This window comes from Sulfurospirillum sp. 1612 (assembly GCF_036556685.1).
Taxonomy (GTDB): Bacteria; Campylobacterota; Campylobacteria; order Campylobacterales; family Sulfurospirillaceae; genus JAADIZ01.
In genome coordinates this window covers 624,417-638,510 of sequence record NZ_CP140614.1, presented here as the reverse complement: position 1 = coordinate 638,510, position 14,094 = coordinate 624,417, and the positions used below count along the sequence as shown (strand labels likewise).

The window sequence follows — 14,094 nt, the reverse complement described above, 5'->3', positions numbered from 1 at the left end:
TAATGCTTATCCACCGAGATATTTTTGTCTGATAGAGTCATCACCAATCATATCACTAGCCTTGCCATCCATAACGATTTGTCCATTTTCCAGAACATAAGCTCGATCTGAAATATTCAATGCAGCAAAGGCATTTTGTTCTACTAGCAAGATGGTGATTCCCTCATCTCTTAGTCTCACAATCGTATCGAATACTTCCCCGACAATTTTCGGCGCGAGACCCAAACTTGGTTCATCTAACATCAATAGTTTTGGCTCACACATCAAGGCTCTAGCTATCGCTAGCATCTGTTGCTCACCACCGCTTAGCGTGCCTGCAAGTTGTCGTTTTTTTTGTTCAATTCTAGGAAAAAGTTTGTACATCTGCTTTCTAAGGTGTTCGTAATTTTCATCATTATTGAAAGCACCCATACGTAAATTCTCTTCTACCGTAAGATTAATAAATACCCGACGTCCCTCAGGTACCAGAGAGAGTCCTCTTTGCACCATCGTATGAGTCTTATGATGTTTGGTATCATAACCACCAAAAGAGACCGTACCTTTTCTTTTAGTACTGTTTAAAATCGCCTCAAGCGTAGAGGTTTTACCCGCTCCATTTGAGCCGATCAATGAGACAATTTCTCCTTCTGTCACTTCAAAACTAATGCCCCGTACTGCAGCAATAACGCCATAATAAACTTCTAAATTTTCGACTTTAAGCATGTTTAAAATCCCCCAAATACGCTGCAACAACTTTTTCATCTACAATAGCGTCGCTTGGTTTTCCCTCAAAAATCTCTTCTCCATAATCAAGTACCAGTACTTTGTCACACATGTTATTGACAAACTTCATATCATGTTCAATCAATAAAATACTCAAAGCATACTCATCTTTAACTTTTTTGATAATATTTGACAAATCCTCAGTTTCACTTGGATTCATCCCTGCTGCTGGTTCATCGAGCAATAATAATCGAGGGTTAGTAGCCAACGCTCTAGCGATTTCAACTTTTCTTTGATTTCCATAACTGAGCGCTGAAGCATTTGCCATAGCTAAATCTGCAATTCCAAATTTTTCTAGCATTTCCATCGCTGATTTTTTGATCATTTTTTCATAAGAAAAGTGTCGAGGTAATCTCAAAATCGATTCAAAATAATTATACGTTGCCTGATTGTGATATCCTATCAGAACATTTTCTAAAACATTCATACTTTTAAATAATCGAATATTTTGAAAAGTTCTCGCAATCCCTTTTTTCACAATCATATTGGGCTTGATACCGGAGAGTTCATTGCCATTAAAGATTACTTTTCCACTCGTCTGCGTGTAATTCCCCGTCACGATATTAAACAGTGTCGTTTTTCCAGCACCATTTGGACCAATCAAACCAAAGATTTCACCGGTTTTGACGTTAAAGGACAAATCATCTATCGCTGTTACTCCACCAAATTTCATGGTAATGTTTTGTAATTGAAGGATCATCGATTTCTCCTTCTAAAAAAATCCGTTAATTCTTTATTGCCAAAAAGTCCTCTTCGAGCAAAAAGCATCAAGATAATCAATAAGATGGAGAATACTACCATACGAAGCCCCGGATGTGCTCCTGTGTTATAGCCGAATATATCCATATTTTGATCCAAGAATCTCAACCATTCAGTACCTCCCATGACTAATATTGCACCGATTATTGTGCCACTCATCGATCCAAGTCCACCCAAAACGATGATAATCAAAAGTTGGAATGTCAGTAAGAATGTAAATTGATCTGGGGCAATGGTTGTCAAGAGTGAGGCCATCAATCCACCACCAACACCTTCAAAAAATGCACTGGTCATAAATGCGTAAGTCTTAATCCAAAATGTATTAATTCCCATCGCTGTAGCAGCATCTTCATCATCTCTTACTGCCTTCATCGCTCTTCCATATTTTGAATAAATAATATTGAGCATGATGACAAAAGTAACAATTGCAATAAAGCCTGTCCAATATAGATTGGCAACACTTGGTATATCATTGAGTCCCATCGCACCATTGGTGTATTCAGGAGAGTTCATTGCTACAATTCGAATGATAAAACCAAATCCTAAAGTGACAATCGCAAGATAATCACCTCGAACCCTAAAAACCGGGATTGAGAGAATAAAAGCTAAAATGGCCGCGACCACGCCACTGGCTAGCAATGCTACAAAAAAGTTACTATTAAGTGCCAAAATAATGGGTGCTGGGTCTTCGAGTGCAAACATATCTATTTTTGTAGCAGCAGGTAACAACAAAAGTGATGTCACATACGCACCGATGGCAACAAAGCCATTGGGCTCAAGTGAAAATTGCCCCGTAACCCCATTGATTAGGTTGTAACTCAAACCTAAAATTGCAAAAATTGCTATATTATTGAGTATGCTAACAGTATAAGGGTCTAAATTGTTTTGAGCAAACAACACAAATAATATCGCAATGACTAAAAATGATAATTTTATTATTTTCATATTTGCTCCTAAAATCGACTTCGTTCTAAATCTTGTCCCATGATGCCTGTTGGCTTAAACAATAAGACTAAAATCAAGAAAACAAATGCAAAAGCATCTTTATATCCACCAAGTTCTGGCATAAATGCCACAACAACTATCTCTGTAAATCCGAGGATAAATCCTCCTAATACCGCTCCGGTCACGCTTCCGATTCCACCAAGTACCGCAGCTGCAAAAGCTTTCAGTCCCACAATAACCCCCATCAGAGGATCAATAGATGGATAACTCACCGCATAAAAAACACCCCCGACTGCCGCGAGTGCAGAACCCATAGCAAAAACCAACATGATGATGACATCAGCATTAATTCCCATGAGCTTGACCGTCGGAATATCAAAAGCAAGTGAGCGAATGGCCATACCGTATTTTGTGCGTCCCAATATCCAAAGCAATACAAAAAGTAGCGCAATAGTGACAATAGGGATGATAATCACGGTAACAGGAATAATGATACCATCTACATGTATCACCTTTGTCAAGTAATTTGGTGCATCAAATGCTCGAGGAACACCACCAAAAAGAACGTTGAAAAGATTCTCTAAAAAGAAACTGATACCAATTGCCGTGATGAGTAGTGAGATTTTTGGTGCATTTCGCAGTGGTTTATAGGCGATCTTATCTGTTAAAATACCTGTTACCATAGCAGCAATAATGGCTAATATAACAGCTAATTCAAAAGGGACGCCATGAGATTGTGCCACGTATGCAACAAAAGCACCCACCATCATGATATCACCATGAGCAAAGTTAATCAATCGCAATACACCATATACCAATGTATAACCTATGGCGATGAGCGCGTACATACTACCTAAGCTTATTCCATTTATCATCTGTTGTGTGAAAGTTAATAAATCCATTTAAGTACCTTTAGTTATTTGTAGTTTTGTAGAAGTAGATAGAGGCTCTCACCTCTATCTAAAATTTTATGGATTTACAGTTGCTGAATAGGCGAGTTTGCCATCTTTAACCACATTGACGACAGCTGATTTCACAGCGTCACCGCGTTTGTCTATATTGATAATACCTGTAACACCTTGGAAGTTTTTGGTATTTCTAAGATTTGTATTGACACAAATTTTGTTGGTTGGGTCATCACATTTGTTCATAGCTGCCAAAATCATATTATAAGCATCGGCGGCTAGAGCACCCATTGAATCTGATGTTTTGTTGTATTTCTTGTGAAATGCTGCAACATATGCTTTTGCAACATCAGATGTTGCGGCTGCTTCATTGTAGTGATCACTGTACAAGAATCCTTCTGATGCTTTACCACCAATTTTGATAAGTTCTGGAAAACCAACACCATCACCGCCGATAAATGGTGCTTTAACACCAACAGCTCTGGCTTGTCTTACCATCAAAGCACCTTCTGGATAATAACCAGTAAAAGATACAATGCTTGGATTTTTTGCTTTAATCGCAGAAACTTGCGCATTAAAGTCTTTGTCACCTGAGTTGATAAGCGCGCGTCCCAAGATTTTACCACCACCGGCTAAATAAGCTTTTTTAAATGCTTTTGAAAGCCCTACTGAATAGTCTTGTTTTGCATCGGTTACCATAAAGGCTGTCTTATAACCATTTTGTAATGCATATTTTGCTTCAACAGCTCCTTGGAATGGATCAATAAAACATGCACGAGTGACAAATTTTTTGCCTTTTGTAACTCTTGGATTGGTAGATGCATGAGTAATCATCGGAGTTTTTGATTTTTCTGCTATTGGAGCCATCGCCATAGAATTACTACTTGCTACTTCACCTAAAATTGCAGTGACTTTATCCTTGTCAATCAATCTTTTAGTAGCCGTTGCGGCTTCTACTTTATCACCTCGATCATCGAGAATGACAAGCTTCACAGTATCGCCATTTTTTAGTTTATGATTTTGATCATACGCTATCATCAAGCCATCTCGACTGGTTTGCCCAAAAGCTGCAAGAGGACCTGTAATAGGAAGTACCACACCTATTTTCACTTCTTTAGCATACGACATGCTAGCAATCAATGCAACACTTGCTGCAATAGTAGAAATCTTTTTCATTTACTCTCCTTAAGTTTATAACAGAAATTATTTTATCAGCTTTTTTTTCAGATTGCAAGAAAATATGCCTAATTTTTAAACAATTGAAAATAGAGTTTCATTCTGTACAAAATGGTAACAAATTAAGGATTTTGAATAATAAAAATTAATAATTAAAGAAGAAAATTTGAGCATAAAAAAAGCCGAGCCCACACAATGTGAACCCGGCTTGAAATAAGATTTAGCAGTGATTAGAAAGCGTAAGTTGCTTTAAATCTAAATCTTTTGTCATCAGCATTTGTGCCTTCTGAAAAACTTTTAACTTCATATTGAGCAACTAAGCCTAAGCCTTTTAAAGCACCATCAAATTGATAATCTGCCCCTGCACCATATGCATCATAGTCATCTGTAGTACTAGTAGAATCTGGTGTCTCTGCTTTGACATAATAAACATTAAAATTTGTAGCTTTATTAAATGCATAATCTAATTGTACTAAATAAGCTTTTTCATCAGCTGTATAGTCATCGCCACAATTTATAGTACCTGCTGTAAAGATTGGGTCAGGACCATTACCAAGTCCGATTCCGGCATCATTGTCACTGTCTATTTTAGAATAGGCAACAGTTAAGCCAAATGCATCCATACCAACATTAGCTTTCAAGCCATAATATCCACTATCTTTCACACCTGATGCATCATAATCAGTAATTTGGAATTGACCCGCTAAAGCATAAGTAAAGCTATCTGTCTTACCAGCATAATCTGCTTGTACATAGTATAAATCTACAGCATCAACAACTTGAGCCCATTGTGCTTGTAGTGTTAAACCTGGAACTGATTTATTTACCGCATACAATGTGTAAGCACCATTACTATCACTTCCAGTGGAAAGTGCTGTATTAACATTTACAAATGTACCCATATTTCCTGCACCATCGGTTCTATCTTGCCATTTTGTAATGTAACCTGCTACTAAAGTAGTGTCAGGAAGACCGGTGTAGCCGAGTAAGTAACCTTCAAAAGAATCTTTTGTGATTCTAGAACCAGAACTAGCGACCAATGGAGTACCTAAGTACATACGACCCGCTTTGAACATAAATCCAGAGTTATCATATTGGATATACGCTTCAGAGAAAACTTCGCCAGAACCATACATATCACCATTGTACATCGTTTTTGCTTCGTCATTTGCAAATGGAGAATGTGTACTTTGAACAGTAGCTCCTGCACTGAAACCATTGAAAGATGCCGTTTTATAAGTCAAGTCAAGACCAAAGTCTAGAATACTTGCACTATCATATGTAGCACCACCATATAAGGCATTGCTCGTAGGTGTTTGACCTGATTTAGAAAAATAATACGCAGATAGTGTACCATTTACAGTACCTTCTTTGAACATTCCAGCAAGTGAATCTGCTGCGAATGCACTCGCAGAAAGACTTGCAACTGTGATGGCCGCCAAGCTAAGTTTAGCTAATTTCATATAATCTCCTTTAATTTAAGAACGAGATAATTTTACCAGCTTTTTTTTCAGATTCTAAAAAAATGTGATTAAATTTTGAACAATGAAAAATTTAGAAGAATTATGTAAGAAAAAGTAACACATCAAAAGGTTTTGACAAAAAAGTAGAATTTTGGGCATAAAAAAAGCCGAGCCCACAAAGGTGGGACCCGGCTTTAAAAAAGATTTAACAAAGACTAGAAAGCGTAAGTTGCTTTAAATCTAAATCTTTTGTCATCGTCTTTTGAACTATCATCAAAGCTTTTAATTTCATATTGAGCTACAACACCAAGACCTTTTAGAGTGCCTTCGAATTTGTAACCAGCGCCCGCTCCATAAACATCGTAATCTGAATTTGCTGCTTGCATATCAGTTGTGTTGTAGTATGCATTAACATTTGCATTTTTATTGATAGCATAGCCTAAATCAATTTTCCATGCTTTGTTATCTGCTGTATAATCACCACCTGCAATAGCTGGAGCAGTAAAGATATTATCAGAACCATTACCTAAACCTGAAACAGCACCTATATCACTGTCTACTTTAGAGTAAGCAACAGCAGCACTGATACCATTCATAGCAACACCGGCTTTAAGACCATAGTAACCACCATTGTCATTGCTTATACTGCTATCATAATCAGATACACTGTATTGTCCACCCAAGTTGTAGCTGAAACTATCAGTTTTGCTAGCATAATCAGCTTGTACATAATAAATATTTACAACATCAACAGCATCACCCCATTGTGCTTGAAGTTTCAAGCCAGGAACTGAAGTGTTAACTGCATATAATGTATAAGCACCTTTATCTAATGCTACTGAACCTGCACCAGGAACAACAAAGTTTTTAGTGAATTTACCGATATTACCATTTCCATCAGTTCTTGATTGGAATTGGGCAACATAACCTGCTACTAAAGTAGTGTTAGGAAGGCCAGTATAACCTAATAAGTAACCTTCAAAAGATTCTTTTGTCATTCTAGAACCAGAACCCGCAACGATTGGAGTAGAGATGTATTGGCGACCTGCTTTGAAGAATACGCCTGAATTTGTATATTGAACATACGCTTCAGAGAAAACTTCACCACCACCATTCATGTCACCATTGAACATTACAGCTGCATCATCATTTGCAAATGGAGAGTGTGTACTTTGAACTGTAGCGCCAGCACTAAAGCCATTGAAAGTTGCAGTTTTATAAGTCAAATCAAGACCAAAGTCTAGGATGTTAGCACTATCTGGAGTACCACCATTACCTCTATCTCTATTAAAATAATACGCAGATAGTGTACCATTTACGGTTCCGTCTTTGAACATGCTTGCAAGTGAATCTGCTGCGAATGCACTCGCAGAAAGACTTGCTACTGTAATAGCTGCCAAGCTAAGTTTAGCTAATTTCATATAATCTCCTTGAAAAATTTTATTTACGCAAGCATTGTAGCAAAAAGTTTAGAAGAAATCAATAAAAAAAGCAGAAATGAGAGTAATATTACAAAATTGTTACAAAAAAGAGTAAACCAACGGTAAATGCGTCGGACAAATCAAACAGCAGACCACCAAAAAATCGGTAGCCTGCTGGTATATGTTACTTTTAATATCCGTACATGATATTTGGAAGCCATAGCGAGATGATAGGAATGTAGGTAATCAACAACAATCCTAGCAATATCGTCATCGCCCATGGCAATGATGCGACCACGACATCTTTGAGACTGAGCCCTGTGATGCCGCTAGCGACAAACAGATTGAGCCCCACTGGTGGTGTAATCATACCGATTTCCATATTGATAACCATGATAACCCCTAAGTGTATCGGATCAATTCCCAAAGTCGTCGCGATTGGCAACAACAAAGGCACGGTAATCATGACCACTGAGCTTGGTTCCATAAACTGCCCCATAAGGAAAAGCAGAATATTGACAATGACCAAAAACATAATCGGCCCCACATGCGCCTCAACTATCAATTGCGTGATTTGTTGAGGAATACTTTCCAATGTCAAGAAATGTGAGAAAATCATCGCATTGGCAATAATGAAGAAAATCATCGAGCTGGTCATCGCAGAATCAAGCAAGATTTTGTACAAGTCTTTAATCTTGATATCTCGATATACAAAATAAGAGACAAAAAATGCATAAAAAGCACTCGCAGCTCCCGCTTCTGTCGGGGTAAAGAGACCACCGTAAATTCCACCGATAACCAAGACGATCAACATCAAAGCCCAAAAAGCTCGCTTAAACGCAATCAAGCGCTCTTTAAACGGTGCCATTTTGGTTCGCTTAAAGCCCAATCTTACTGCACCTATATAGGTTACGGCCATCAACATAAAACCAATCAACAACCCCGGTACAACACCGGCCATAAATAATCTACCGATTGATTGGTCTGCAGTCACACCATAAACGATAAAGACGATAGAAGGGGGAATCAAGATACCCAGGCTCCCTGCTGTTGCAATTGTTCCAATGGCATATTTAGTAGGATAGCCGGCTTCTTTAATCGCACCATACATCACCGAGCCAATCGCCACAACCGTAGCAGGAGAACTCCCTGAAACAGCGGCAAAGATGACACTAGCAAAAATCGCAGCGATAGGTAAACCACCCGGGAGATGTCCGACGATGGATTTGGCAAATTCGATAATTCGACCCGAAGCGCTCCCTTTTGATAGCAGTGCCCCCGCTAAGATAAACATTGGAATCGCCATGAGAGAGTATTGATCGAGTCCATTAAAAACACTATCTGGAATCCCCATCAAATCCATATCGGTAAACAAGAGTGCTGTGATCATCGTACTCGCACCCAAACTCACCGCGACGGGTACTCCAATTAACATCAGTACAAAAAGTAATATAAAAAGAGTAGCAATCATAATTGTTCTCCTTTCTCTACTTTGACATCGACTCCCGTTCGCTCAGAAGTATCATGAATCAACTCTGACTCAGAATTTGAGAGTACTTGATCTGCATCTTCTTTAGTTACTTCATATACTTTTTCAGCCGCTCTATAGGCAGCACCTCCAAAAGCCAAAGGCAAGACTAATGTCGGAACCCACATTGGGATATTCAGATCCACGCTCATCTCATTGAGCTCAATCAGTACCACGACAGATTGATAGCCAAGATATGCCATGACACATAAATATATGAATGATAGCGTATGGGCAAATATCATAAATGCCTTTGCAAGAGATGCCGGAAGTTTTGCTAATAAAATAGTAACTTGTATATGAATGCCTCTTTTAAACCCGTAGGCGGCACCAAAGAGTGCCCCCCACATAAATAAGTAATTGGTAAGCTCCCCAGCCCACGTTAAACTCTCATCAAAAGCATACCGCAATACAACATTGACAAAAGCAAGCGTCACGCCTAAAAGCATGCCGAGTACTGCTAAGTTTCTATTGAGTGTGGCAACTCCCAAATCAAGCAAAGAAAAGAATTTTCCCATTTTAACTACCCCTATTTTTTGTTGTGACTATTTTTGTTCTGCTTTCGCTTCTTCGATCAAATCTTTTCCAATCGTTCCATAGAATTTTGGATAAATAACTTCAAGTGCTTTGACCCAAGCTGCTCTTTGTTCTGGTGTCAAAGTATAGACTTTCAATTTGCCTGTTTTTTTGGCATAGCCTTCAATCTTTTTCAAGAATGAATCTTCAAGTGCTTGCGCTTCTTTTCTCTCATAGATTGTTGCTTCATTCATCGCTTGAATGATTTTAGGTTTTAAATCAGCTGGCAATTTGTTCCAAAATTTCTTGCTCATAACAACAAGATAACCAAGATAACCGTGTTGTGTCAAAGTCAAAGAAGTTTGTACTTCATAAAATTTCTTAGTCCAAAAATTTGAGAGTGGATTTTCTGCTGCATCCACAACACCTTGTTGAAGGGCTGAGTAAACTTCTGAGAATGGAAGTACTTGTGGATTACCACCGATTGCTTTAAATTGTGCTTCGAGTACTTTTGAGCTCATGATTCTAAATTTTTGTCCATCTGCATCTTTTGGCCAAAGAATCGGTTTTTTGTTTGATGACATATCTTTGAAACCATTATCCCAATAGTTAAGTGCGACAAAACCTTTTGCTGTCACTAAATCTTTCAATTTTTGTCCCACTTTACCATCCATAACTTTGTGAAGGCCGTCATTGCCTTTAAATAAAAATGGTAGATCAAAAAGTTGTAGTTGAGGCACTAAAGAAGTAAATTTTGAAAAACTTGGGCATGCCATTTGAACATTACCGATTTTCAATGCTTTCATAACCGCTTTATCAGTATAAAGTTGTGAATTTGGGAAAACAATCACTTTCACTTTGCCGTTGGTCAACTCTTTGACACGCTTAGCAAAAAAGTCAGCTGCCTTACCTTTTGGTGTATTTGGACTTACAACATGCGAGAATTTAATAGTATAATCCGCCGCAAAAGTTGAAGAAACTAAAAGTGCTGCAACAGCAGCAATTTTAACAAATTTTGTCATAACAATCTCCTTGAAAATTTTGTATTCAAATTGATTATAATAAAAAGATGTGTCTATATTATGTAGGTGAATAAAAATTGAGAAACAAAGCAGTTATTGTGAAAATTTTATTACAATTAGTAACAAATAGAAAAAATCAAAAAATTCTTGTTACAACTTGTAACCAACACTTTGTATATTTCTTAAACTCCCTTTTGGTAGCTTCTTTCTTAAGTTTTTCATCATCAAACGCAAAGCATTGAGGCTCATGTATTCATCTTCCCACAGTTCACGTTCAATTTCTTCGTAAGTAATCACACTATCACGTTCAAAAATGAGCTCGAGAAACTTGACTTCTTTTTTCGTCAATTCAAATACTTGGTCTTCATGAATAATCTGCTTCTTATGCGTATCATAAAACCAACCATCATGAAACTCAATCATACCACTGCTCTCTTTTGATTCTAGAAATTTATTTAATGCATCTACTAGTTTTGTCTCGGTAATCGGCTTCACAATATAACGCACTAAAGAGAGTTCGACTGCGGCCAACATATAATCAACCTCAGTGTAGGCAGAGAGGATTAAAATCTGTGCTTTGGAGTCTTGTTCTCGTATTTTTTTCGTGAGTTCAATCCCATCAAGTATGGGCATTTTAATATCTGTAATCACTAAATCTGGAGATTTTTCTACAAAAAGTTCATACGCTTCCATACCATCTTTTGCAAGATAAACCTCTTTGAAAAATAGTGATAACATCTCTGCAACGTTTTGTCTAATACCGGCTTCATCTTCTGCATAAAGTACAGAATATTTTGAGAGTTTCTCAAGCATTTTTTCATCCATATCGCTTCCCCTTAACATATAGTCCATTGGTTCATTTATAAATTAAGCCTAAAATTTGTGTTATGATAATATAATTTAGCTTAATTTTATAATTATATTCAATAAAAAATGGATTTGCCTTGAAAATACTCAAAGAAGACAACATTTCCACTGTCATTATCTTAAGTTCGATGTTTATCATCAGCTCTTTGGTTATTGTGATTAGCTACTTTTTTATCTCGAAACAATATGCGATTTTGGATCGAGAAATCAAAGATATGAAAACAGCCTTTGTCAATGTCAAAAAAAATGAAATTCAAAGAGAAGTAGACTCCGTCATCGAATACATAAAATACCGAAGATCATCTTCTCACGGACTCAGTGAAAAAGCACTCAAGCAAGACACCCTTGAACTCATCAAACATATAAAATTTGGTGAAGATCAAAGCAACTATATTTTTGTGTATGAAGTCTTAGATTACAAAGGGGGAGACCAATTTGCCAGAATGCTCGTCAATCCAAATCGCCAAGATTTAATTCGTAAATTTATCTCAGCCAACTACCAAGATGCCAATGGCAAAACGTTTCGCAAGATTTTTCTCCAAGACATAAAAAAACAAGGCTATTCTTTTGTCCAGTACCTCTATAAAAAACCAGACACCCATGAAATACGTCCGAAAGTATCGTATTTTAAACTCTACAAAAAGTGGAATTGGGTCGTAGCAGCAGGAACATATCTGGACAATATCGACACCAAAATAGCACAAAAAAAGGCCAATCTAAAACGCAAGATGAGTTTAGATATCACCTCATCAATCGCCATCTTCTTGTTTTTCTCACTCATTGCTAATATTTTGGCGATTATACTAGGAAAACAAATCGATCGATTTTTCAAACAATACAATCAAGAAATCAAAGAAAAAACCGTCGAATTAGAACAGCTTAATAAAACACTAGAACTACGAGTAGCAAAAGAAGTCGCCAAAAGAGGGGAACAAGAGCGACTCTTAATCGAAAAGTCCAAATTTATCGCACTGGGAGAGATGATTAGCAATATTGCGCATCAATGGAGGCAACCGCTGTCTGAACTCTCTGCGATTATCATGAACATCAAATTTCGCTATGTTATGGGGAAACTGGATTCAAAAATCATGGATGAAAAGAGCAAAGATGCTGAAGTATTGTTGGATTATATGTCCAATACGATTGATGATTTTAGAAATTTCTTTAATCCACAAAGAGATAAAAAACACTTTAGTATTAAAAATTCGCTAGAAAATGTCCTCAAAATTATCGGTAAAACCATCCAAAATCAGAAGATTGAACTCGCTATCACTATCAAAGAAGACGCCCAAATATTAGGATATCAAAACGAATTTGAGCAAGTGCTTTTAAATATCCTCTCCAATGCCAAAGATGCGCTGAGCGAATCTGATGTCGAGAATAAAGCAGTTGAAATTACGATTAATAAAATGGAAGACCAAGCCACTATCAATATAGATGATAATGGGCCTGGCATCAAAACCAGACCGATTGAAAAAATATTCGAACCCTACTTCAGCACCAAATGGAATGCCAATGGCACAGGCATTGGGCTTTACATGTCTAAAATGATTATTGAAAAGAATATGCGCGGCAAACTACTAGCCACCAACCGCGATATGGGAGCACGATTTACAATCGTCATCCCTATTGATATCTAGCCTTTTCGACCTCATCAATCAATTTTAATCCGATATTAGGATAAAATTTTGGGTAGATGATACTAATATCACGTTTCCACGCATCACGTTCATTTTTATTTAAACGTAAAATATGAAAGTTTGGATGTGTTTTTGCATACTCTTGAAGTTTATCTAGGTAAGAACTCTCCATCTCTTTTGCCAATTTTCTCTCATACTGCGTTGCCATATCACTGGCTTGTTTTACATCTTTTTGCAAATTTTTTGGCAATTTATCCCAAAAACTTTTGCTCATGAGCATAATATATCCCAAATATCCATGCGAACTCAAAACCAAACTGTTTTGAACTTCATAAAACTTTTTGGTATAAAAATTTGAAAGAGGATTTTCAGCTGCATCTACTTGATGCGATTTGAGTGCTTCATAGACTTTTGAAAATGGCAAGACCTCTGCTTGGGCACCGACAGCATTAAATTGTTCTTTTAGTACTTCAGAATTCATAATCCTAAATTTTTGGTGTTGCGCATCCCGAGGAGAAAAAAGCGGAGTCTTAGAAGAGGAGAGCTGTTTGAATCCATTGTCCCAATAATCAAGCGCAATAAAACCTTTGTTGGTAATCAATTGTTTGAGAGTATTTCCTACTGTACCCCGCATCACCCTATGGATGTGTTCCATATTGTCAAACAAAAAAGGCAAATCAAAAATTTCAACTTGAGGTACTAAAGTAGAGAGTTTTGAGAGACTCGGCACCGCCATTTCTAACTGCCCTTTTTTCATCGCCTGTAAGACTTGTGAATCATTAAAGAGTTTGGAGTTAGGATAGACTTTGACCGCAATCTTGCCATGCGTTAGGGATTCGAGTTTGTCTTTAAAAAAAAGTGCTGCTTTTCCTTTGGGTGTCTTAGGTGAGACGACGTGAGAAAAACGTATTGTATACTCAGGAGCCGCAGACAAGAAAGAACAAACAAAAGAGATAAGTAGCGCTATTTTAAACATCATGATGTATCCTAGAAAAAAATTTGATTTCAAATCATAGTATAATCTTTTTAAACATCGTATTAAAAAAGTGAAGTAGCTGATGATGCATATAAAAAATGGAGGAGGCGCTTG

At 37.3% G+C, this 14,094-nt stretch carries 13 protein-coding genes; 1 reads left to right on the top strand and 12 read right to left on the bottom strand.

Annotation, left to right across the window (positions count from 1 at the left end):
• Nucleotides 1-6: 6 nt before the first annotated feature.
• From SFB89_RS03205 to SFB89_RS03155, 11 genes are all read right to left on the bottom strand, one after another.
• Nucleotides 7-702 carry an ABC transporter ATP-binding protein gene (locus tag SFB89_RS03205; protein WP_331775503.1) on the bottom strand — a complete coding sequence of 232 codons (696 nt, stop codon included), beginning with the start codon at nucleotides 700-702 and terminating at the stop codon, nucleotides 7-9.
• Nucleotides 695-1,462 (bottom strand): ABC transporter ATP-binding protein, encoded by a 768-nt coding sequence (locus tag SFB89_RS03200; RefSeq protein ID WP_331775502.1) that lies wholly within the window; start codon nucleotides 1,460-1,462, stop codon nucleotides 695-697. The genes SFB89_RS03205 and SFB89_RS03200 overlap by 8 nt, the downstream gene beginning before the upstream one ends.
• Entirely contained in the window at nucleotides 1,459-2,466 is a 1,008-nt protein-coding gene (locus tag SFB89_RS03195; protein ID WP_331775501.1) for a branched-chain amino acid ABC transporter permease, read from the bottom strand. The genes SFB89_RS03200 and SFB89_RS03195 overlap by 4 nt, the downstream gene beginning before the upstream one ends.
• An 8-nt stretch (nucleotides 2,467-2,474) precedes the next feature.
• Nucleotides 2,475-3,368 carry a branched-chain amino acid ABC transporter permease gene (locus tag SFB89_RS03190; protein ID WP_331775500.1) on the bottom strand — a complete coding sequence of 298 codons (894 nt, stop codon included), beginning with the start codon at nucleotides 3,366-3,368 and terminating at the stop codon, nucleotides 2,475-2,477.
• Between the two features lie 66 nt (nucleotides 3,369-3,434).
• On the bottom strand, nucleotides 3,435-4,547 hold the full coding sequence (locus SFB89_RS03185; RefSeq protein WP_331775499.1) for an ABC transporter substrate-binding protein: 1,113 nt from the start codon (nucleotides 4,545-4,547) through the stop codon (nucleotides 3,435-3,437).
• Between the two features lie 230 nt (nucleotides 4,548-4,777).
• Nucleotides 4,778-6,010 carry an OprD family outer membrane porin gene (locus SFB89_RS03180; protein WP_331775498.1) on the bottom strand — a complete coding sequence of 411 codons (1,233 nt, stop codon included), beginning with the start codon at nucleotides 6,008-6,010 and terminating at the stop codon, nucleotides 4,778-4,780.
• 215 nt (nucleotides 6,011-6,225) lie between these two features.
• Entirely contained in the window at nucleotides 6,226-7,431 is a 1,206-nt protein-coding gene (locus SFB89_RS03175) for an OprD family outer membrane porin (protein ID WP_331775497.1), read from the bottom strand.
• Between the two features lie 190 nt (nucleotides 7,432-7,621).
• The gene (locus SFB89_RS03170) at nucleotides 7,622-8,905 is read right to left on the bottom strand and encodes a TRAP transporter large permease (RefSeq protein WP_331776047.1); all 1,284 of its coding nucleotides are present in this window, start codon (nucleotides 8,903-8,905) and stop codon (nucleotides 7,622-7,624) included.
• Nucleotides 8,899-9,477 carry a TRAP transporter small permease gene (locus SFB89_RS03165; protein WP_331775496.1) on the bottom strand — a complete coding sequence of 193 codons (579 nt, stop codon included), beginning with the start codon at nucleotides 9,475-9,477 and terminating at the stop codon, nucleotides 8,899-8,901. The genes SFB89_RS03170 and SFB89_RS03165 overlap by 7 nt, the downstream gene beginning before the upstream one ends.
• A 27-nt stretch (nucleotides 9,478-9,504) precedes the next feature.
• Nucleotides 9,505-10,497, bottom strand: coding sequence for a TRAP transporter substrate-binding protein (locus SFB89_RS03160; protein WP_331775495.1), 993 nt, complete (start codon nucleotides 10,495-10,497; stop codon nucleotides 9,505-9,507).
• Nucleotides 10,498-10,647: 150 nt separating this feature from the next.
• A complete protein-coding gene (locus SFB89_RS03155) occupies nucleotides 10,648-11,322 on the bottom strand; it encodes a response regulator transcription factor (RefSeq protein ID WP_331775494.1) in 675 nt (224 codons plus the stop codon).
• A gap of 119 nt (nucleotides 11,323-11,441) precedes the next feature.
• Between SFB89_RS03155 and SFB89_RS03150 the strand changes: the two genes are divergently transcribed.
• A complete protein-coding gene (locus SFB89_RS03150; RefSeq protein WP_331775493.1) occupies nucleotides 11,442-13,004 on the top strand; it encodes a cache domain-containing protein in 1,563 nt (520 codons plus the stop codon).
• Here SFB89_RS03150 and SFB89_RS03145 read toward each other — a convergent pair.
• A complete protein-coding gene (locus tag SFB89_RS03145) occupies nucleotides 12,991-13,983 on the bottom strand; it encodes a DctP family TRAP transporter solute-binding subunit (protein WP_331775492.1) in 993 nt (330 codons plus the stop codon). The two genes, SFB89_RS03150 and SFB89_RS03145, sit on opposite strands and share 14 nt — an antisense overlap.
• Nucleotides 13,984-14,094 lie beyond the last annotated feature (111 nt).